Source organism: Polaromonas sp. CF318, assembly GCF_000282655.1.
Taxonomy (GTDB): Bacteria; Pseudomonadota; Gammaproteobacteria; order Burkholderiales; family Burkholderiaceae_C; genus Polaromonas.
The window spans coordinates 1-20,464 of the sequence record NZ_AKIV01000079.1 but is presented as its reverse complement, the minus strand read 5'-3'; the positions used below and the strand labels follow the sequence as shown (position 1 = coordinate 20,464).

At 65.1% G+C, this 20,464-nt stretch carries 21 protein-coding genes; 8 read left to right on the top strand and 13 right to left on the bottom strand.

Going from position 1 to position 20,464, the window contains the following annotated elements:
* Positions 1-71 precede the first annotated feature (71 nt).
* From PMI15_RS15720 to mutL, 7 genes are all read right to left on the bottom strand, one after another.
* A complete protein-coding gene (locus PMI15_RS15720) occupies positions 72-1,529 on the bottom strand; it encodes a mechanosensitive ion channel (RefSeq protein ID WP_007871008.1) in 1,458 nt (485 codons plus the stop codon).
* A 105-nt stretch (positions 1,530-1,634) separates the two neighbouring features.
* Positions 1,635-2,603, bottom strand: a complete 969-nt coding sequence (gene miaA, locus PMI15_RS15715) for a tRNA (adenosine(37)-N6)-dimethylallyltransferase MiaA (RefSeq protein ID WP_007871005.1) — start codon at positions 2,601-2,603, stop codon at positions 1,635-1,637.
* Positions 2,600-3,844, bottom strand: coding sequence for a multidrug effflux MFS transporter (locus PMI15_RS15710; RefSeq protein ID WP_007871002.1), 1,245 nt, complete (start codon positions 3,842-3,844; stop codon positions 2,600-2,602). The genes miaA and PMI15_RS15710 overlap by 4 nt, the downstream gene beginning before the upstream one ends.
* 53 nt (positions 3,845-3,897) lie before the next feature.
* Complete coding sequence (locus PMI15_RS15705) at positions 3,898-4,248, bottom strand: hypothetical protein (RefSeq protein WP_007870999.1); 351 nt, start codon at positions 4,246-4,248, stop codon at positions 3,898-3,900.
* A gap of 37 nt (positions 4,249-4,285) precedes the next feature.
* Positions 4,286-5,464, bottom strand: coding sequence for an ammonium transporter (locus tag PMI15_RS15700; RefSeq protein WP_238541135.1), 1,179 nt, complete (start codon positions 5,462-5,464; stop codon positions 4,286-4,288).
* A gap of 327 nt (positions 5,465-5,791) precedes the next feature.
* The gene (locus PMI15_RS15695; RefSeq protein ID WP_036839369.1) at positions 5,792-6,643 is read right to left on the bottom strand and encodes an alpha/beta hydrolase; all 852 of its coding nucleotides are present in this window, start codon (positions 6,641-6,643) and stop codon (positions 5,792-5,794) included.
* A 105-nt stretch (positions 6,644-6,748) separates the two neighbouring features.
* On the bottom strand, positions 6,749-8,668 hold the full coding sequence (gene mutL, locus PMI15_RS15690; RefSeq protein ID WP_007870990.1) for a DNA mismatch repair endonuclease MutL: 1,920 nt from the start codon (positions 8,666-8,668) through the stop codon (positions 6,749-6,751).
* Positions 8,669-8,773: 105 nt separating this feature from the next.
* Between mutL and PMI15_RS15685 the strand changes: the two genes are divergently transcribed.
* From PMI15_RS15685 to PMI15_RS15670, 4 genes are all read left to right on the top strand, one after another.
* Positions 8,774-9,412: a hypothetical protein gene (locus tag PMI15_RS15685; RefSeq protein WP_007870988.1), complete on the top strand. Its 639-nt coding sequence runs from the start codon at positions 8,774-8,776 to the stop codon at positions 9,410-9,412.
* Between the two features lie 41 nt (positions 9,413-9,453).
* Positions 9,454-10,113: a VTT domain-containing protein gene (locus PMI15_RS15680; RefSeq protein WP_007870985.1), complete on the top strand. Its 660-nt coding sequence runs from the start codon at positions 9,454-9,456 to the stop codon at positions 10,111-10,113.
* A gap of 99 nt (positions 10,114-10,212) precedes the next feature.
* Complete coding sequence (locus PMI15_RS15675) at positions 10,213-11,544, top strand: aromatic ring-hydroxylating dioxygenase subunit alpha (protein WP_007870982.1); 1,332 nt, start codon at positions 10,213-10,215, stop codon at positions 11,542-11,544.
* A complete protein-coding gene (locus tag PMI15_RS15670) occupies positions 11,541-12,032 on the top strand; it encodes an aromatic-ring-hydroxylating dioxygenase subunit beta (RefSeq protein ID WP_007870979.1) in 492 nt (163 codons plus the stop codon). Before PMI15_RS15675 ends, PMI15_RS15670 begins: the two co-directional genes overlap by 4 nt.
* A gap of 48 nt (positions 12,033-12,080) precedes the next feature.
* Here the strand turns inward: PMI15_RS15670 and PMI15_RS15665 are convergent, their stop codons facing one another.
* The 3 genes from PMI15_RS15665 to tsaE all read right to left on the bottom strand — a co-directional run bounded on the left by PMI15_RS15665 (position 12,081) and on the right by tsaE (position 14,382).
* A complete protein-coding gene (locus PMI15_RS15665; RefSeq protein WP_007870976.1) occupies positions 12,081-12,293 on the bottom strand; it encodes a glycine zipper 2TM domain-containing protein in 213 nt (70 codons plus the stop codon).
* Positions 12,294-12,484: 191 nt separating this feature from the next.
* Complete coding sequence (locus tag PMI15_RS15660) at positions 12,485-13,867, bottom strand: N-acetylmuramoyl-L-alanine amidase (protein ID WP_007870974.1); 1,383 nt, start codon at positions 13,865-13,867, stop codon at positions 12,485-12,487.
* On the bottom strand, positions 13,864-14,382 hold the full coding sequence (gene tsaE / locus PMI15_RS15655) for a tRNA (adenosine(37)-N6)-threonylcarbamoyltransferase complex ATPase subunit type 1 TsaE (protein WP_007870972.1): 519 nt from the start codon (positions 14,380-14,382) through the stop codon (positions 13,864-13,866). The genes PMI15_RS15660 and tsaE overlap by 4 nt, the downstream gene beginning before the upstream one ends.
* A gap of 15 nt (positions 14,383-14,397) precedes the next feature.
* Between tsaE and queG the strand changes: the two genes are divergently transcribed.
* Together queG and PMI15_RS15645 are read left to right on the top strand one after the other, a co-directional pair.
* The gene (gene queG / locus PMI15_RS15650; RefSeq protein ID WP_081499624.1) at positions 14,398-15,450 is read left to right on the top strand and encodes a tRNA epoxyqueuosine(34) reductase QueG; all 1,053 of its coding nucleotides are present in this window, start codon (positions 14,398-14,400) and stop codon (positions 15,448-15,450) included.
* Between the two features lie 45 nt (positions 15,451-15,495).
* The gene (locus tag PMI15_RS15645) at positions 15,496-15,849 is read left to right on the top strand and encodes a hypothetical protein (RefSeq protein WP_007870969.1); all 354 of its coding nucleotides are present in this window, start codon (positions 15,496-15,498) and stop codon (positions 15,847-15,849) included.
* A gap of 24 nt (positions 15,850-15,873) precedes the next feature.
* Here PMI15_RS15645 and PMI15_RS15640 read toward each other — a convergent pair whose 3' ends face one another.
* The 3 genes from PMI15_RS15640 to PMI15_RS15630 form a co-directional block, all read right to left on the bottom strand.
* The gene (locus tag PMI15_RS15640) at positions 15,874-16,608 is read right to left on the bottom strand and encodes a J domain-containing protein (RefSeq protein WP_007870967.1); all 735 of its coding nucleotides are present in this window, start codon (positions 16,606-16,608) and stop codon (positions 15,874-15,876) included.
* Between the two features lie 57 nt (positions 16,609-16,665).
* Complete coding sequence (locus PMI15_RS15635) at positions 16,666-17,193, bottom strand: hypothetical protein (protein WP_007870964.1); 528 nt, start codon at positions 17,191-17,193, stop codon at positions 16,666-16,668.
* 173 nt (positions 17,194-17,366) lie between these two features.
* Positions 17,367-18,272: an AEC family transporter gene (locus tag PMI15_RS15630; RefSeq protein ID WP_036839350.1), complete on the bottom strand. Its 906-nt coding sequence runs from the start codon at positions 18,270-18,272 to the stop codon at positions 17,367-17,369.
* Positions 18,273-18,385: 113 nt separating this feature from the next.
* Between PMI15_RS15630 and PMI15_RS15625 the strand changes: the two genes are divergently transcribed.
* Complete coding sequence (locus PMI15_RS15625; RefSeq protein ID WP_007870959.1) at positions 18,386-19,366, top strand: tripartite tricarboxylate transporter substrate binding protein BugE; 981 nt, start codon at positions 18,386-18,388, stop codon at positions 19,364-19,366.
* A 75-nt stretch (positions 19,367-19,441) separates the two neighbouring features.
* Positions 19,442-20,344 carry a site-specific tyrosine recombinase XerD gene (gene xerD, locus PMI15_RS15620; protein ID WP_007870957.1) on the top strand — a complete coding sequence of 301 codons (903 nt, stop codon included), beginning with the start codon at positions 19,442-19,444 and terminating at the stop codon, positions 20,342-20,344.
* Positions 20,345-20,464: the final 120 nt, after the last annotated feature.

Below are 20,464 nucleotides of genomic sequence, written 5' to 3'. Positions count from 1 at the left end.
CTTTGCCGGGCCGCAGGCGCAGCGGCCCCCCCGGGGGGCAGCGACCCACACGCAGTGGGGGAGCGTGGGGGCTAGTCCCTCCAGCGTTCGAGCCACCGCTCCATCAGCTTGCCGGCGGCTTCGCGCCCGCCCAGCCCGAAGGACAGCGCCACGGCGACGGCCACCGAGCCCAGCGTGAGGCCGAAGGCCAGGTGCACGATTTCGTTGGCGATGCCCATGGCGCGCAGGCCCATGGCAATCACCAGCCCCAGGATGGCCACGCGCGCCACGCCGGCCAGCCCGGCCGTGTGTTTGCCGCTGGCCTTCTGGATGGCGTCGAAGGCGAGGTTGGAAATCCAGAAGCCCACAGCCAGGATGGCGCCGCCCAGCAGGATGTCGGCGCCGAAACGGATGAAGGAGGCCACCATGACGCCCACCTGCTCAAAGCCGAGCTGGCCGGCCGCCTCCGTGGCGGCAAACAGCATGGCAAAAAACATCAGCAGGGTGGAGGCCAGGCGCGAGGGCCGGGCGGCGCCCGACAGCAGGCGTTGCACGCCCATTTTTTGCGGCAGGTTGTCGGCGCCGGCGCTTTCCATCAGGCTGGCGAGCAGGCGCGAGGCAAAACGCGCCACATACCAGGTCAGCAGCAAAATCACCGAGGCGGCCACGATGCGCGGCACGGCCGCGAACATCAGGCTGAGCATTTGCGAGGCCGGCCGCGAAATGGCTTCTATCCTGAGCGCGTCCAGCGCCGCGATCAGCGAGGGCACGAAGACGAAGATGAAGACCAGCGTGCCGGCCAGCGCCGACAGGCGTATGGAGCCGTCCAGGCCTATATGCTGGTTGATGCGATCGGCGCCGGCGGCGGCCAGCAGGTTGCTGACCAGGCCGCTCAGCACCCGGCCCACCACATAGCCGACCCCCGCGATCAGCAGGGCCGCGAAGGCGCTGGGCACCATGCCGAGCACCTGGTTGAGCATCAGGGTCACGGGCTCCAGCAGGGCATTGAGCTCGAAGGCCTTGAGGATGGCCGGCAGCAGCATCAGGATGACCAGCCAGAACAGCACGTTGCCGACGTTGTGGCTCATGGGGGCCATGCCGGCTTCGCTGGAGAGCTTTTCGTCCAGCGTGGTCAGCGTCAGCGCGCGGGTGGCCAGCGCGCGCAGCACGGTGGCCAGCAGCCAGGCCAGCAGCGACAGCACCACGCCGGCGAGCAGCTTGGGCAGGTAGCCGACGATGTCGCTCATCATGCTGGCGAAGGGGTTGGTCAGCAGCGACAGGTCCAGCACATTGAGGACCGCGATCAAGGTGGCCAGCAGCACCAGCCAGAACACGCCCGCCGCGACCGGCGATTCGGCATCCATCTGCACGCCCGAGCTTTCCTCGATGCGGACGTTGACCTTGAGCAGCCTCAGCAGTCGCCGCACGGCCGCGCGCGCGGCCACGGCCAGCAGCCAGCCCAGCGCCAGCACGGCGACGGCGCCCAGGATTTGGGGAATGTGCGCGCCCAGGCTGGCTTGCAGGGCGTTGGCAAAGGGTGACAGCTCCATGATGCGCTCTCCTTGTTGTTGTGACACTTCAGGCAGGCGAGACGGGTGCGCTTGTTACCCCCGGGGGCCAGGCGCGCCCCATTCTTACAGCTATGGATGCGGCGATCAAGCCGGGCGCGTGGCGGCCGTATCCAGGCTTTGCGCGATGGCTTGCAGCACCTGCGCCACGGGCTGCCCGCCATCGCAGGCCACCACCTGGCGCCGCGGCATGGAGCGCAGCCAGGTGATCTGGCGCTTGGCCAGCTGGCGTGTGGCGAAAACACCCCGGTCGCGCAGTTCCGCCATCGGGTAGTCGCCGTCCAGCGCTTCCCAGGCCTGGCGGTAGCCGACGCAGCGCATGGACGGCAGGTCGCGGTTGAGGTCGCCGCGCGCGCGCAGGGTTTTGACTTCATCGATGAAACCGGCCGTCAGCATGGCGTCAAAGCGCTGGGCGATGCGCTCGTGTAGCCAGACGCGGTCTTGCGGTTCCAGCGAGATCAGGGTGAAGGCTTCGGCTGCCCCGGCGCCGGCGGCGGATTTTCGGGCCGCGCCTTGCGCATGGAAAAAAGACAGCGGCCGGCCCGAGACGCGGAACACTTCCAGCGCGCGCGAGATGCGTTGCGAATCGTTGGGCGCCAGCCGTCCGGCCGTGGCCGGGTCCACGCGCGCAAGCTCGGCATGCAGCGCGGGCCAGCCCCGCGCGGCGGCTTCATCGGCCAGCGCGGCGCGCACGGCGGCATCGGCCTTGGGCATGTCGTCCAGCCCGTCGAACAAGGCCTTGAAATACAGCATGGTGCCGCCCACCAGCAGCGGCAGCTTGCCGCGCGCCCGGATGTCCGTGACCAGGCGGCCGGCGTCGGCCACGAACTCGGCGGCGCTGTAGGCCTGTAGCGGGTCGCGAATATTGATCAGGTGGTGCGGTACGGCCGCGAGTTCATCGGGCGTGGGTTTGGCCGTGCCTATGTCCATGCCGCGGTAGACCAGGGCTGAGTCGACGCTGACGATCTCGGCCTCATGGCGCTGCGCGATCGCCATCGCGGCGGCCGTCTTGCCCGACGCGGTGGGGCCGGCAATGCAGATGCAGGGAAGGCTCACGGGCTTCTCGCGGCGGCCTCATGCGCCGGCTCGCCGTATTTGCGTACCACCGTCCAGGCCGTCGTGGCGATCAAGACGCTCCAGAACCAGACGCCATGCGTCAAGGGCCGCACGGTACCGTCCATGTGGGTGCCCAGCCAGCCGCCCATGCCGAAGGCCACCAGCATCATCAAAAAGCCGTTGAGTGCCGAAGCCGCGCCGGCCGCCTGCGGGAAGGGGCCGACCGCGCCGCTCTGGCCGCAGGGCTGGTGCACGCCGTGGCCCAGCATGAAGAGGTAGTAGGGCAGCATGATGGCCCAGACGTTTTGCACGCCGGCCCAGGCCAGCACGCCCATGGTGGTGCCGCCCGTCAAGCTCAGGCAGGCGGCAATCGCGACGGAGCGGCGCACGCCGAAGCGCGGCAGCAGGCGCCGGCAGATGAAGGTGCCGGCAAGATAGCAAAAACACATGGAGAACATCACCAGGCCGTAGCCAGTCTTGCTCAGGCCCAGCACCTGAATGAAGACGAAGGAGGACGTCGCCAGAAAGGTGAACAGCCCGCCGTACGAAGCCGCCGTGAGGGCCGAAAAAGCCAGGAAGGTGGGATGGCGCAGGATGGTGAGCCAGGTGCGCAGCAGCGTGCCGGGGCGCAGGGCCCGCGGGTTTTTCTGCGCCAGCGATTCCTCAAACCGCAGGCCGACCAGGGCCAGCGTGGCCGCACCGAACACGGCCAGCGCCGCCAGCGCGATGCGCCAGCCATAAAGCTCGGACAGCAGGCCGCCCAGCGGCGCGCTGAGGCAGGCCAGCACGCCCAGGCCGCTCAGGCCCTTGGACATGACGCGCGCGCCTTCGAGCGGCTGGTACAGGTCGCGCACGATGGCGCGCGCGCACATCACCGCCGCGCCCATCGCCGCGCCCTGGACGATGCGCCAGACGATGAGCAACAGCATCGAAGGCGCGAAGATGCTGCCGACCGAGGCCAGGGTGTAGGCCGACAGGCCCCACAGCAGGATGGGCCTGCGGCCGAAGCGGTCGGACAGCGGCCCCCAGATCAGTTGCGAGGAGCCGAAGGCCAGCAGCAGTGCGCTCAGCGTGAGCTGGGCCTGCGACATGGGCGCGCCGAAGCCTTCGGTGAGCGCGGGCAGGGCCGGCAGATAGAGGTCGGTGGTGACAGGCTGTATGCCCAGCAGCATCGACAGGATCAATACAACCATGCCGGCCGGCATGGCGGGCGCCACGGTCTTCGAAACGGAAACATCCATCAACTGAGCGTATCAGACAAACGCTCGCGTGGCGGCTCAGCCGCCGCCGGGTTTCAGCGCAGGCCCGACTTGTAGCGGGCGATGGCCTTGGCCCGGAGGTCTTCGCTGATTTCCGTTTCAGTTGCCGCGGATGCGACCGGCGCGGCCGGCAAGGTTTCAGCCCCGGCGGAAGCGGTTGGCGGCAAAGGTTCGCTGCTGCGAGGGCCGAAAATTTTGGTCTGCGCATAAGCGGCATAGCCGCGCAGGCGCTCGTCCTTGCTTTTCAGCGCCTCCTGAATAACTTCCGTGGCGTAGGGCAGGTCGTGCAGGAATTGGTGGACGTTCAGTGAGCGCCCGAATTCCCGCTTCATGGGAATGACCATGCGCACCGCGTAGGTCATGAGGTCGGAATCGGGCGGATTCATGGTTAGCTGCATGGTGTACGTGTTGATCGCCAGGCGCTCAGGCGCCTGAAATCATTTCGCCATGCTGTGCAAGGTCAAGCCCCAGTTGTTCCTCTTCCGCGGTCACGCGAAGGCCTGCCAGGGGTTTGACCACCAGCAAGATCAGCCAGGTCATGATGCCCGCGTAGGCCGCAACAGCGCAGGCTCCCATGAGGTTGGTCAGCACGGTCGCGGTGACCGGCGCAATTTCCTTGAGCGCAAAGACCGGAGTCAGGACGGTGCCTATGAAACCGCCCACGCCATGCAGCGCAAACACATCGAGTGAGTCGTCGATTCCTGTCGAGCGCTTGAAACGGGTCACCGCGAGGAAACAGCCGACACCCGCCGCCGCGCCCAGCGCCGTTGCGCCGAGGACGCCGACAAAGCCGGAGGCCGGCGTGATGGCGACCAAGCCGGCAATGGCGCCCGTTGCCATGCCCAGCACGCTGAATTTGCCGCGTTGCAGATATTCGCAGATACCCCACATGAACGCGCCGACGCAAGCCGCCACCTGGGTGGCCAGCAGGGCGCCCACGGCGCGTGAGCTGGCCTCAAAGGCCGAGCCTGCATTGAAGCCAAACCAACCGGCCCACAACAGTCCCGCGCCGATGATCGTCACCAGCAGGTTGTGCGGCACCATGGGCTCGGTACCGAAGCCTTTGCGCGGCCCCACCACCTTGGCCGCCACCAGGCCACTGGCTCCCGCGGCGATGTGCACCACAGTGCCGCCCGCAAAATCCATATGGCCCAGGCTGGCGAGCCAGCCGGTGGGCTGCCAGATCCAGTGCGCCACGGGAGCGTAGACCAGTATGGTCCAGAAAGCCGCGAAGAAAATGGTGGCGCTCAGGCGCATGCGCTCGACGGTAGCCCCGATGATCAGCGCGAAGGTGATGATGGCGAATGCCAGCTGGAACATGAAAAAAGCCGATTCCGGTACGGTGGGCGCCGACACGTGCGCACCGACTTTGGCACCCAGCAGTCCGTCGCTGAGCGCGCGGCTCATGTCCCCGATCCAGGGATTGCCGGGCGTGAATGCGAGTGAGTAGGCAATGCCTGCCCATACCAGCGTGACGACCGTTGTTGCCGCAAAGGTATGCGCCACGATGGACAGGGCGTTTTTGGCCCGCATCATGCCGCTGTAGAACAGCATGATGCCGGGAATGGTCATCAGCAGCACGAGCACGGTCGAGATCAGCATCCAGGCCGTGTCAGCCCCATTAAATTTCGCGAGTGCCGGCACTGCCGCGGTTGCGGCTGTCTGGGCGTGCAGAGGTGCCGATGCCAATAGCGGCAGTGCAAGAGCCAGCAAGGTGAAAGCAGATGGCCTGCGGAGTGGCAAGACTTGGCTCATGGATCCCTCTCGATTTCTAGGTGTTATTCGAGAAGGGATGTTACATCCGGCTACATGTTTTAAGTAAGTAAAAATACCTATTTGTGAAAAATTGTTGCCTGAATTGAAACGGTATTGCTGAATTTTCGGCGAGGCGGCGCGCGCCGCATGTCGCAGGCCACCTTTTTCGTGACCTTATTTCAGGTCAAAAAGCTGCGTCAGCGCTTCCCGGTACTGCGGCAGCCCGACCAGGTTGGTGTTGTGGTGCGAACCGCCCGGCACCAGCAGGAACTGCTTGGGTTGCACGGCCGCGTCATAGAGCTTGCGCCCCAGGTCGGGCAGTATCAGCCGGTCTTCGCCGCCGTGCACCACCAGCAGCGGCGAGCCTATCTTGTCCACCTTGCGCACGGCCTCAAAGCGCTGGGTGATCAGCAGCGACACCGGCATCCAGCCCCACTGGGAACTGCTCACCACGTCGGCAATCGAGGTGAAGGTGCTCTCGACGATGGTGCCGCGCTCGTCGCTGACCTCGGTCGCCAGGTTGATGGCGATGGGCCCGCCCAGCGAGTGACCAAAGATGTAACGCGGCCGGTCCGGGTATTTTTTCGCCAGCCAGTCCCAGGCGGCGCGGGCGTCTTCGTAGGCGGACTTTTCGGAGGGCAGCTCCTGTGTGCTTTTGCCGAAACCGCGGTAGTCGATGGCCAGCACCGAAAAACCGAGCTCCTGCATGCGGCGCATGCGTGGCGCGGAGCCGGTGACGTTGTAGCGCGCGCCGTGCAGGTAGAGGAGCACCGGCGTCTTCGCGGTATTTGCGGCCTCGGGCCTGTCGCTGTCCAGCCAGAGGCCGTGCAGGCGGACGGGATGGTCGCCGGCGGCGGTGTAGTCAATCCAGACGTCGTCCATGCCCACCGCCGCGGCGGCGCCGCCGCTCCAGGTGCGGTCGCTGGGCTGGAAGATCCAGGCGCGCTGCTTTTCGTCGAGGGTTGCGCAGCCGGCCAGCAGGGCCAGCGCCGTGCCGAAGCTTGCGAAAAGGTGCCAGCGTTTCATGGTCATGAGTGATTGCATCCTGCCCGAAAAGTTCTGCTAGCTGGTATTTCCCCTACATGTAACAGCTTCCGGTGTGCAATCCTCACGCTCGCGCGCGACGTTACGTCAGCGTCCGCGCATGAACAATGCGTCCAGTTCCCTGATGCTGACCTGGCGCCAGGTCGGTCGGCCGTGGTTGCACTGGTCGGAGCGCTCGGTGGCTTCCATCTGGCGTAGCAGGGCGTTCATCTCGTCCAGCGTGAGCTTGCGGTTGGCGCGCACCGCGCCGTGGCAGGCCATGGTCGACAGCAACTCGTTCTGCGCGCGCTGGATCACGGTGCTGGCCTCATGCTGCGCCAGCTCGGCCAATACGCTGCGCGCCAGCTCCACCGCGTCACCCTGCGCCAGACTGGTGGGCACGGCGCGCACCGCCAGGGTCTTGGGCGAAAAAGGCGTGATCTCCAGGCCCAGCGTTGCCAGGGTCTGGGCGCAGGCCTCTGCCGTGGCGACTTCCTGCGGGCTGGCGGCAAAGGTGGCGGGGATCAGCAGTGGCTGGCTGGCCAGGCTTGCGCCTTCGCCGCCGTCCATCTGGATTTTCAGGCGCTCGTAAACAATGCGCTCGTGGGCCGCATGCATGTCCACGATGACCAGGCCCTGGGTGTTTTCGGCCAGCACGTAAATACCCTGCAGCTGGGCAATCGCGCGGCCCAGCGGCCAGTCGCCGGGGGGCAGAGGGGTGGCATCGGCGGGGTTTGCCGCGCCGTTGATGGGGGTGGGCGCCGGGGCATACGAAGATGCAGGCGCAAAACCGTCGCCTGCTTCCACGCGGCCTTCACCGGGCTGCGCCTGCACCGGCCACATGGCCTCAAAATCGGAAACCCGGCTGCCGCCGTTGCCGGCGAAATTCATGGCGGGTTGCGCCCATCCCTGGCGTGAAAACGCCTGCTGCCCTGCGGAAACATCCGCGGGCACCGCCGCGACTGTGGCGAGGGCCGCATCGGCGGTGGCGGAGGAGCGCGGAATCGCCAGCGCGTTTTCGGTCGCATGGCGCACCGCCTGGTGCACCTCGCGGCTGTCGCGAAAGCGCACCTCTATCTTGGTCGGGTGCACGTTCACGTCCACGCGGCTGGGGTCGATCTCGACATACAGCGCATAGACCGGCTGGCGGTGGCCGTGCAGCACATCCTCATAGGCGCTGCGCGCCGCATGGGTCAGCACCTTGTCGCGCACATAGCGGCCGTTGACATAGGCGAACTGCTGGTCGGCGCGCGAGCGGGCGGCATCGGGAATACCGGCCACGCCCCAGACACGCACGGCGGGCCGGCCGTCATGGCGCAGGGCCGAACTTTCGTAATTGACGGCGACCGACTGCTCGACGAACTCGGTACCCAGCACATCGGCCAGGCGCTGCTCGTGGGCCTTGTCGCCGCTGGCGGCACGCCATTGCTCGACCAGCTTGCCTTCGTGCCAGATGGCAAAGCCGACGTCGGGCCGCACCAGCGCGTGGCGGCGCACGGCCTCTATGCAATGGGCCAGTTCGGTGGCATCGGTCTTGAGGAATTTGCGGCGCGCCGGCGTGGCGTAAAACAGCTCGCGCACTTCCACGCTGGTGCCGCGGCTGCGCGCGGCGGGCTTGAGTTCACCGGTGCGGCCGTCCAGCTGCCAAGCGTGCTCGCTGTCGGCGGTCCGGGACAGCAAGCTCATGTCGGCGATGGAATTGATGGCGGCCAGCGCCTCGCCGCGAAAGCCCATGGTGCCCACGGCTTCGAGGTCCTGCAGCGAGGCGATCTTGCTGGTCGCGTGGCGCCTCAGGGCCACCGGCAGCTCCTCACGCGGAATGCCCAAGCCGTCGTCCTCGACCAGGATCAGCCGTACGCCGCCGGCCAGCAAGCGCACCGTGACCTGGGTGGCGCCCGCGTCCAGCGCGTTGTCCACCAGTTCCCGCACCACCGAGGCCGGCCGCTCCACGACTTCGCCGGCGGCAATCTGGCTGATCAGTTCATCGGGCAGTTCGCGAATGGGGCGGCGGGTGGTGGCAAGGCTCATGCAGGCGATTTTAGGGTGTCACCCATTTTTCAGCCGGAAGCCGGACGCAAGCCCTGCGGGCCGCGCGGCTTGTAATATTCTGTTTTTTCTCCCTACCCAAAAACCATGCCCTTCAAGATCCCCAGTTTCGCGGCCTTCGCAACCCTGCTGCTGGCGGGCCCAGCCACCATGGCGCAAGTCACGAGCGCCCCTGTGTGCGTGCATGATGAAAGTGTCAAGGAGCGTTTTGTGCCGGTGGAATTGCTCACCGGCAATCCCATGACCGAGTCGCGTGAGCTGGTGTTCGGACCTGTCGACCGGGTCTATCCCTTTGTCGACGAGTTGCCGGATGGTTCCCTGGGAAAAGGCGAGGCGGCGCTCAAGGGGCCTATATCCTGGGAAGGCCAGGAGGTCTACGAGCGCAAGGTGCCGCGCGCCCATGAGCGCTTTGCCCTGACGCCGGACCGCACGGCGATAGGCCGGGTCTACGACCAGCGTTTCGGCAACGCCAGCAACGAAGGCAAGTTTCCCGTGGGCGCCTGGTCGCAAGGGCAGGTGCGGCGTTACAGCACCACTTATTTTTCGCCGCGCGGCCCGCGGCAGGAAACCACGACCCTCGAAATTGAAAAACTCTCCTGCACCTATGAGGGCGTGCCTGGCGCGCTGCAGTACGGCTGGAAAACCAGTGGCGGCCTGAGTTACGGCTATATCTACGCGCCCGGCAAAGGCCTGGTGCATGTGATGACGCGAACCGGCGGACGCTGAGCCACCAAAGCCGGGCCGGCGCACCTGTCAGAATCGGGGGCATGGAACTAGCCGCCTTTCTCCTCGATTTCATTCTCCACGTCGACAAGCACCTGGAGGCCTTCGTCACCAGCTACGGTGCCTGGGTTTACGCCCTGTTGTTCATCATTATTTTTGTGGAAACCGGTGTGGTCGTCATGCCTTTCCTGCCGGGCGATTCGCTGCTCTTTGTGGTGGGCGCGATGTGCGGTGTGGGCCTGATGAGCTTTCCGCTTGCGGTGGGCCTGCTGTTCGTGGCGGCCGTGCTGGGCGACCAGTGCAACTATTCCATAGGGCGTTTCCTGGGGCCCAAGGTCTTCCAGTGGGAAAACTCGCGCTGGTTCAATAAAAAGGCGTTTGACCAGGCCCATGCGTTTTATGAGCGCTATGGCGGCATCACTATCATCGCCGCGCGTTTCATGCCTTTCCTGCGCACCTTCGCGCCCTTTGTGGCCGGGGTATCGGAGATGACGCGCAGCAAATTCACGCTGTTCAACCTCGTGGGCGGCGCCCTGTGGGTGGGCGGCATCGTCACGGTGGGCTACTTTTTCGGCAACATTCCCTTTGTGAAGACCCACCTCGACAAGATCATCTGGGCCTTGATCCTGGTGCCCGGCCTGATCGTTATTTTTGGCGCCTGGAAAGCCAGGCGCAAGGCCGCGTCGGCCGCCACCTCATCCTGACCAGGGCCGGGGGCAGGGTGCGGGTAAACCTCGGGGAATGATGCTTAATAAGTAAGCGTATTATTTATCCAGCCGCCTTATTTCCCGTGCGAGGACCCCATGAACGCGCCGCCCCTTTCCGCCACTGAGCTCTCCCGATGGACCCAGCCGGGCTCCAGCCGTGTCCCGTTCTGGGCCTACACCGACGCCCAGCTTTACCAGCGCGAGCTGGAGAAGGTTTTTTACGGCGCGCACTGGTGCTACGTGGGGCTTGAGGCCGAGATTCCCAACGTCGGCGACTACAGGCTAAGCCACGTGGGCGAGCGCCAGGTGCTGATGGTGCGCGACCGCATCGCGCCCAAGGACCGCGCCACCGACCACGGCATACGCGTGGTGGAAAACCGCTGCGCCCACCGCGGCGTGCGCTTTTGCCAGAACACCCAGGGCAATGCGCGCAGCTTTGTCTGCCCCTACCACCAGTGGACCTACAAGCTCAACGGCGACCTCGCGGGCCTGCCTTTCAAGGATGGCGTGAAAGAGGGCGACTGCGTCAATGGCGGCATGCCCGAAAGCTTCGACCTGAAAGACCACGGGCTGACCAAACTGCGCGTGGCCTTGCTGCACGGCCTGGTGTTCGCCACCTTCAGCGAGGACGCCGAGCCGCTCGAAGACTACCTGGGCCCGCAGATCATGCCCTGGCTGGACCGCATCTTCAAAGGCCCCGAGGGCGCGCGCAAGCTGACCCTGCTGGGCTACAACCGCCAGCGCATTCCGGGCAACTGGAAGCTGATGATGGAGAACATCAAGGACCCTTACCATCCCGGCCTGCTGCACACCTGGTTCGTGACCTTCGGCCTGTGGCGCGCCGACCAGAAAAGCCGCATGGTGATGGACGCCCAGGGCCGTCACGCGGTGATGATTTCGCGCCGCAACGAAGGCGGGCAGAACGCGGCTGTGACCGAGGGCGTGACCTCCTTCAAGGCGAACATGGCATTGCACGACGACCGCCTGCTGGACGTGGTGACAGAGCCCTGGTGGAAGGTGCCTGATCCTTCGAACCCCGGCAGCGACATCATGCCCACCGTCACCATGCTCACGCTGTTTCCCAGCCTGATCATCCAGCAGCAGGTCAATTCGCTGAGCACCCGCCACATCGTGCCGCGCGGCCAGGGCGAATTCGATTTCATCTGGACGCATTTCGGCTTTGCCGACGATGCGCCCGAGATGACGCAGCGCCGCCTGCGCCAGGCCAACCTGTTCGGCCCCGCGGGTTTTGTCAGCGCCGACGACGGCGAGGTGATCGAGTTCAGCCAGGCCGGCTTTACCCAGGCCGGCGAGGGCGCCACGCTGTGCGAGCTGGGCGGCACAGGCACCGAGATGACCGAGCACATGGTCACCGAAACCCTGATCCGCAGCATGTATGCCTACTGGAAGAAGGTCATGGAACTATGACGGCGATCGAACAAATGCAGCACCTGCTGCTGCAGATGCAGGTGGACCGGCTCAACGCGGACTACGCGGCGGCGCTCGATGAAAAGCGCTTTGAGGAATGGCCGGAATTTTTCACGGAAGACGGCCGCTACAAGGTGCAGGCTCGCGAGAACTTCGACCGCGGCCTGCCGCTGGCGCTGATGGCGCTGGAAAGCCGCGGCATGATGAAGGACCGGGTGTACGGCGTCACGCAGACGATTTACCACGGGCCCTATTACATGCGCCACGTCGTGAGCCCGGCGCGCATCCTCTCGCAGGAGGGCGATGCCATCCGGGCCGAGGCCAACTATGCGGTGTTCCGCACCAAACCGGGCAGCGTGAGCGAGGTCTACAACGTGGGCCGCTATATCGACGAGCTCACGCAAAAAGACGGCTCGCTGAAATTCAGGAGCCGTCTTTGTGTGTACGACAGCGAGATGATCCTCAACTCGCTGATCTACCCGGTATGACCACGCCTGGGGCTTAAACCAGGCGCTTTATCCAGGCGGAGCGTGGGGTCAGCGCTTCTTGCCGACCTCGTTACCGATCAGCGCGCCTGCGGCTGCGCCGCCCACGGTGCCCAGGGTGCTGCCGAAGACGGCATTACCCACCAGGCCGCCGGCCACGGCGCCAACGCCGGTACCGATTTGTGCATTGGTCGGGTTGGTACTGCAGCCTCCCAGGCCTATCAGTGCCGCCGCCGCGACCGAGATCATCAGTTTTGTATTCATGTTGTTTGCCTTTGCTAGGAGTTCCAGGCTCTTGCTACGGGCCTTCAGCTCATGAACTTGCCCCGGCTTGCCTGTGGCTTCAATGTAGGAGGGCCGCTGCCGCAAGGCTGTAGGAGAAGGCCGCCGCGAGCTGTCGGCTCGCTGCGGCCTTTTGTATTCACTTGGCGCATCGGCATGCACCGACGCCGTGCCTAGACGGCGCGGTTGCGCGCCAGCGGCGGGTTGCGCGCGAAGTAGCGCGTGATGCCGCGCATCAGGGCATCGGCCAGCTGGACCTGGTAGTCGTCGCTGCGCAGCCTGGCTTCCTCGTCGGGGTTGCTGATGAAGGCGGTCTCCACCAGCACGCTGGGAATGTCGGGCGCTTTCAGAACGGCGAAGCCGGCTTGTTCGACCTTGGGTTTGTGCAGCTTGCCGACGTTGCCGATCTCGCCCAGCATGGCGCTGCCGAGTTTGAGGCTGTCATTGATCTGCGCCGTGGTGCTCATGTCCAGCAGGGCTTTTTGCACCTGGGCATCCTTGGCCTTGACGTTGATGCCACCCACCAGGTCGGCTGAATTTTCCTTGTCGGCGATCCAGCGCGCCGCGCTGCTGGAGGCGCCTTTTTCGCTGAGCGCAAAGACGCTGGCGCCCTGCGGCCGGGCCGTGAAAAAGGCGTCGGCATGGATGCTGATGAAAAGGTCGGCCTGCACGCGCCGGGCTTTTTGCACGCGCACATGCAGCGGCACAAAGAAGTCGGCGTCGCGCGTGAGATAGGCGCGCATATTGGGCTGCTGGTTGATGCGGTCGCGCAGGCGGTGCGCGATCTGCAGCACCACGTCTTTCTCGCGCGTGCCGCCGGGGCCGACGGCGCCGGGGTCCTCGCCGCCGTGGCCAGGGTCCAGCGCCACGATGACGAGGCGGTCTGTCTTGTTCTTCGCGATGATGGCGGCCTCGGGCGAAGGTTTGGCGCCGCCTGGGCTGTGCGCAGGCCCGGGAGCTTTGTCCTTGTCTTTTTCCGCGATGACGGCCGGTGGTGGCTTGTTGTCGGCCGGTTTGCCCGATTGCCGCGCGATCAGGTCGGCGATAGGGTCGCTGGCCGGTGGCGGCGCGGTACCGGTTTGCCTGTCTGCGAGCTTCTCGGCAATCAGGGCTTCGAGGGGGTCGGCGACCTGCGTCGGATACAGGTCGAACACCAGCCGGTACTGGTAGGCGGCCACGGGCGGCAGGGTGAACACCTGCGGCTGTATGGGCTGCTTGAGGTCTATCACCAGCCGCACCACGCCGGGGGCGTTTTGCCCCACGCGTATACCGGAGATATTTGGGTCGTCGGACTTGACCTTGGCCACCAGCTCGCGCAGCGCCGGAATCAGGTCTATGCCTTCAATGTCGACGGCCAGCCGCGGCGGCTCGGCGACAAAAAACTGCCGGGCCTTGATTTCACCGTCCGACTCGATGGTGAGCCGCGTGTAGTCCTTGGACGGCCAGACGCGCACGGCCACGATGGTGGCGCCGCGCGCGATGTGCTGCACGCCCAGCAACAGCACCACGCTGCCCAGTCGCAGGGCGCCGCGGCGGCTTAGGGTGGGGCGCTTCATGCGAGCAGTTCCGCGCCGGTGGGCGTGTGGGCCGTCAGGGTGACGGCGCGGGTGTCGTCCGGCATCACCTCCAGGCGCAGCAGCAGGTCGGGTTGCGGCAGGTGAGGGCCGGCTTTCTCGGGCCATTCGACGAGCTTGAGGCCGGTGGCCGCGAAGATGTCGCGAAAGCCGGCTTCTTCCCACTCGCGCGGGTCGTTGAAGCGGTAGAAATCGAAATGCCAGATGTTCATGCCGCCATTTTGGCCTGCATCCGGTCCGGACGTGGCCAATGTGTAAGGCTCGACCACCGCATAGGTGGGGCTCTTGATGCGGCCCTGCACGCCCAGGCTCTTGAGCAGGTGGCGCACAAAGGTGGTCTTGCCCGCCCCCAGGTCGCCCTGCAGTTCGATCAGCGCGCGGCCTATGGCGGGGTGCTTTGCCAGGGCCCGCGCGAAATCGGCCGTGGCCTCCTCGTCGTGCCAGCTAATGTTTTTTACAATCGGCGGGTGTCCGCCAGCAACGCTTTGAACAGTCATCAGTTCGTTTCTCAAATTCAGGCTTGGGCGCGCGAGCTTGGATTTTCGCAAATCGGCATAACCGGCGTCGACCTGTCCTCGGCTGAACCCGGATTATCGGCCTGGCTGGCGGCGGGCTTTCACGGTGACATGCATTACATGGCCGCGCACGGGCTCAAGCGCGCCCGGCCGGCCGAACTGATCCCCGGCACCGTCAGCGTGATCACGGCGCGCATGAACTACCTGCCGGCGGCGACGCCCACCGGAGCCGGCGAGTGGCAGGCGGTGGAATTCAGCCGCCTGGAGAGACCCGCCGAAGGCATTGTGTCGGTCTATGCGCGTGGCCGTGATTACCACAAGATCATGCGCGGCCGCCTGCAAAAACTCAGTGAACGCATCTCGGAGCATGTGGAGCGGCTGGGCCACCGTGCCTTCACCGATTCCGCCCCGGTGATGGAGGCCGAGCTCGCGGCCCGCAGCGGCCAGGGCTGGCGCGGCAAGCACACGCTGCTGCTTAACCGCGAGGCCGGCTCCATGTTTTTTCTCGGTGAAATCTATGTGGACATCGCGCTGCCGCCCAGCGAGCCGGTGGCGCCGCATTGCGGCAGCTGCCAGGCTTGCATCGATGTCTGCCCCACGCGCGCCATCGTCGCGCCGCACAAGCTGGACGCCAGGCGTTGTATTTCCTACCTGACCATAGAGCACGCGGGCCCCATACCGCTGGAGCTGCGTTCGCTGATGGGCAACCGCATCTACGGCTGCGACGACTGCCAGCTGATCTGCCCCTGGAACAAATTCGCCCAGCGCAGCGCCTTGCCCGATTTCGACGAACGGCGCGGCCTGACAGGGCAGCAGCTGGTGACGCTGTTCGGCTGGAGTGAAGAGGCATTCTTGCGTTTCACCGAAGGCAGCCCGATACGGCGCATAGGCCACGAGCGCTGGCTGCGCAACATCGCGGTGGCCATGGGCAATGCGCTGCGTGTGCTCGACCCGGCGGCCGGACTGCCCCTGCGCGAGGCCCTGCGCACGCGCGCCGCCGATTGCAGCGCGCTGGTCGGGGAACACATTGAATGGGCCCTGGCCCAATGAGCAAAGACATTCGGTAATATGCCCCGTGCATGAAAGGACACTCCCATGGACCCCACGATTTCAGGTGCGCTGGCTTCGCTGTTTGGCGCGGTCGTCGGCGGCGGCATCACGTTTTTCCTGAACCGCCAGCTGCACAAACACCAGCTGGCGCTGGCGCGCGAGCAGCACAAGACCGAGTTCATGGCCGAGGAGACGGCCCGCCACTTCCTGAGCCACAAGGGCTATACCGACCGCTCCTTTGAAACATTGCAGACGCACCTGGGCGGGTTTGACGAGGACGAACTGCGCAAGATCCTGGTGCGGGCGGGGGCGATACGGGTTTATCGCGAGGATGGGTCGGAGTGGTGGCGCTTGATGAGCCGGATGGGCGAGTTCATCGAGAAGAAGAACGCTTCCTGAGACCTTCGATTCCGCAAGAAGGTCTCAACAGTCGGGGCGCCGGTAGTTCTGGTAGCACAGTTCGCGGATACGGGCTTTGTCCCTGGCAAGGCGCTGTTCCGCCGCCCTGGCCTCGTTTTGCTCGCGCGTTCGGGCCTCGTAGTCCTTGCGCTGGGCTTCCCGCTGCTCGATGCTGTCCCGCTGTATCTCCCGGTAGCTGCGTTGTGCTTCCGAATAACGTGCATTGTTGATCGCTCGTTCGCTTTCCTGGCGGAACTGGCGATCCTGTTGCTCCGCGCGCCTGGCGAGCTGCTGCCGGTTGGCTTCTTCGGCGGCCAGCCGATCCGCTTCTTTCTTTTCTTCTTCGGCCGCCTGGGCTTTCAGTTGAAGTTCCAGGGCGGCCTGCGCTTTTCGCGCGGCTTCCCGCTTGTAGCTGATGTAGTAGCCCGTTGCGAACACCACAAGGACCAGCGCCAGCAGGATCGGCAGGGCACGCACGGGCCATGAAGCCTCCGGCTTCGCGATGGGCACTCTGGCCGCACGCGCAGCCGGTGCCGCGTTTGCCTGCGCACTGCTCAGCTTGCGATCATGCGCGGCCCGGGACTCCTCGTCACGCAGGATCTGGTGAGCGGTTTTGACCTCAAGGAATTTATCAACGGCTTTCGGGTCTTCCGCAAGCCTGGCGGGGGAGTAAAAACTCTTGGCTTTTTCAAAAGCCGCTTCGATGTCTTCCCGGCTGGCATTTCCCGGTACTCCCAGAACTAGATAGGCGGACTTCATGGGCTTCCTGTTGGTTGGGTGTTGTTGTTGTTTCCCCTGCGGCAGGGGAGGCCGGGTTCAATAGCGGCGCGATGCGCGGTCGGCTGCGGCGGCCGCTCTTGCCGCGGCTGCCTCGGCGCGCCTTTCGGCGGCGGCGAGTCGTGCATTGCTTTCGGGGTAAATGGGGTATTCGGGGTACGTGGAGTATGCGGACGGGGCGCGGGTCCGGGTGGAGACCTGTTTGTTGTCCATGCACTCCGTCTCGATGGCGGCCCGGATTTCCACGGGGCTGCCTTTTTTGGCGAAAACCGCGGACGCCAAATCCTTTTCCTTGATCTTTTCCAGCCTTGCGATGGGTTTGGCGTCAATGCCGGCGTGCAGGCTTTCCAGGGTTTCCTGGCGGGTCCGCGCCTGGATGAAGGGCAGTGCACGCACGCCCCTGTCGGCGCACTGCGCGTCGGCAGTGGCATTGACCTGTTCCTTGCTGAAGGAACCGGTCAAGGAGGAGTATTTTTTCTGGACTTCCGTGTCGCAGGGTCTGTCCTGGAAAGTCGCGCCGCATTTGTACAGGTTCTGGCCGGCGGCGCCCGCACACGTTGCAGCCATGAACATCAAGGCTGCGATTGAGCTTCGAATTCCCATCCCTGGTCCCCCTGTCATTGCCTGACCCTGTGAGCTACAAATTATTACATTAGTATACCCAGCGCAGCGGCGACAGGCAGGGCCTGGCCGGCACAGCCCCAAGGGAGAAAAGCAAACGGGAGCGGGAAACGAATACCTTAGCGCAACACCGCCAAGGCAAAGGGCAAGCTCACCACCCCCAACATGGTCGACAAGGTCACCAGGCCCGCCACATAGCCTCCGTTGTAGCCCATGCGCGCGGCCAGCACATAAGCGCTGGAGGCCGTCGGCAGTGCTGAGAAGGCCAGCAGTATGGTGGTCTGGACCGGCGACAGGCTGAAGGCCTTGGCCAGGCCCAGGGCCACGACGGGCAGCAGCAGGTGGCGTATCGACAGCACGGCCACCGTCAAGGTCCTGGATTGCGCCAGGTGCGCGAACTGCATGCCGGCGCCGGCGGACATCAGGCCCAGGGCCAGGGAGGCGGCGCCTATGCGGTTGACGGTGGGTTCCAGCCAGAAGGGAATGGTGAAGCCCAACAGGTTGGCAACAAGGCCGGTGGCCGTTGCCACGATCAGCGGGTTGCGCACCAGCTCGCCCATGAAGCCGCGTTGCGCGTGCCTTGCCATGGGCCATACCGCGGCAACGTTGAAGAGGGGCACGCAGACGCCGATCAGCACCGCGATCAACTGCAGGCCCTGGGCGCCTGCCAGGCGGTCGGCCAGCGCCAGGGCGATGAAGGAGTTGAAGCGAAAGGCCACCTGCGCGCTGGCCGCGTGTTCTCGCGCATCGATGTGGCGGCGCAGCCAGGGCAGGTGCGGCAGGCTGTAGGCCATGGCAATGCCCGCCACGCCCATCAGCAGGCCGGCGCCTATCAGGCTGGAGGCGGCGCCCAGGTCCAGCGGGCTTTTCACGATGGAGTGAAACAGCAGCACCGGAAACAGAAAGTAATAGACCAGGCTTTCCACCTTCTCCCAGACCGTGCGGTTGAGGGCGGTGTAGCGGCACACCAGGTAGCCGCAGACGATGAGGGAAAAGTCGGGGAAAAGAAGCTGCGCGTAGTTCACCGGCCCAAGAATAACCGCAATCCCTTCGGGTTTGCCCTTATGCGTAATCCACAACTGGCGGGAATGGTTCTTGCGATTAACATTTCAGCAGTTATTACCGTAAGGACCTGAACATGCAACGTCGTTATCTCTTTGCCTACTCCGTGCTGTCCGCGCTTGCGCTGGGCGCCGCCGCGGGCCCCGCACTTGCGCAGGGGTATCCCAACAAGGTGGTCAAGCTGCAAGTGCCTTTCGCGCCCGGCGGCACCACCGACATCGTCGCCCGTGTGATCGCCGAGCCGCTGGGCAAGGCCCTGGGCCAGAGCGTCATCGTCGAGAACAAGGCTGGCGGCGGCGGTGTGGTCGGCGCGCTGGAAATCGCCCGCTCCGTTCCCGACGGCTATACGCTGGGCGTGGCCACGGTGTCCACCACCGCGGCCAATCCGGCCATCAACCCCAAGATCCCGTACAACACGCTGACGGACTTCACGCCCATCATCAACATCGCGGCCACGCCCAACATCATTGCGGTGCACCCCAGCTTTCCGGCCCGCAACTACAAGGAGTTCGTGGCCGAGCTCAAGAAGAACCCCGGCAAGTATTCCTACTCGTCCTCGGGTACGGGCGGCATAGGCCACCTGCAGATGGAGCTGTTCAAAAGCATGTCGGGCACTTTTGTCACCCACATCCCCTACCGCGGCGCGGGCCCGGCCCTCAACGACACGGTGGCCGGCCAGGTTCCCATGATTTTTGACAACATTCCTTCGGCGCTGCCTTTCATCCAGCAAAAGCGCCTGATTCCCATCGTGGTGGCCGCGCCGCAACGCCTGGCCGTTCTGCCGGACGTGCCGACCTTCAAGGAAGTGGGCCTGGAGCCGGTGAACCGCATGGCCTATTACGGCATCCTGGGCCCCAAGGGGCTGCCCAAGGAAGTGGTCGACAAGGTCAGTGCCGGCGTGAAGAAGTCGCTGGAAGACCCGGCCGTTCGCAAACGCATCGAAGACACGGGCTCGCTGATCATCGCCAACACGCCCGAGCAGTTCACGGCCCAGATCAAGGCCGAGTTCGAGGTCTACAAAAAAGTGGTGGATTCCGCCAAGCTCAAGCTTGACTGAACCCCTGGGGTGTAGCCCCGCACCAGGCCGCCGCGCGAGGAATTGCGCAGCGGCTTTTTTTGTTATGGTTGGCCCATGCAAGCACAAAGCCAGTCCAGCATAGACGCGTTCATCGACGCGCTGTGGCTGGAAGACGGATTGTCCAAAAACACGCTGGCGGCCTACCGCCGGGACTTGTCGCTGTTTGCGACCTGGCTGGGCGCTGCCAAGCAGGGCGCGCGCGCGCTGGACGCCACGGCCGAGACCGACCTCAACAGCTATTTTTCGGCCCGGCATGCCGCAACCAAGGCGACCTCGGCCAACCGGCGCCTTACAGTGTTCAAGCGCTACTTCCGCTGGGCGCTGCGCGAGCGCCTGATAGATGCGGACCCGACGCTCAAGCTGCAGTCGGCCAAACAGGCGCTGCGGGTTCCCAAGACGCTGAGCGAGGCCCAGGTCGAAGCGCTGCTGGCCGCACCGGATGAAAACACGCCGCTGGGGCTGCGCGACCGCGCCATGCTGGAGCTGCTGTATGCCAGCGGCCTGCGTGTGAGCGAGCTGGTGGGCCTGAAGACCTTTCACCTCAGCCTCAACGAGGGTGTGCTGCGCGTCATGGGCAAGGGCAGCAAGGAGCGCCTGGTACCCTTCGGCCAGGTGGCGCGGGAATGGATCGTGAACTACCTGGCCGAGGCCAGGCCCGCCATCCTGGGCGGGCAGCAGACCGACGACCTGTTCGTCACCGGCCACGGCAAGGGCATGAGCCGCGTGATGTTCTGGATGCTGGTCAAGAAGTACGCGCGGCTGGCCGGCATCCATTCCCCGCTGTCGCCCCACACCCTGCGCCACGCCTTCGCCACCCATTTGCTGAACCACGGTGCCGACCTGCGCGCGGTGCAGATGCTGCTGGGCCACGCCGATATTTCCACCACCACGATTTACACCCACGTGGCGCGCGAGCGGCTCAAGGCCTTGCATGCGCAGCACCACCCAAGAGGCTAGATGGCCCCCACGGTGGAGTAGAGCCCCCACGCTCCCCCAATTTGTGTGGGTCGCGAGGCCTTGCAGGCCGCGGCTCGCGAGACGCTTCGCCTCTGTCGCCCGTCCAAGCCTGCGCAGGCA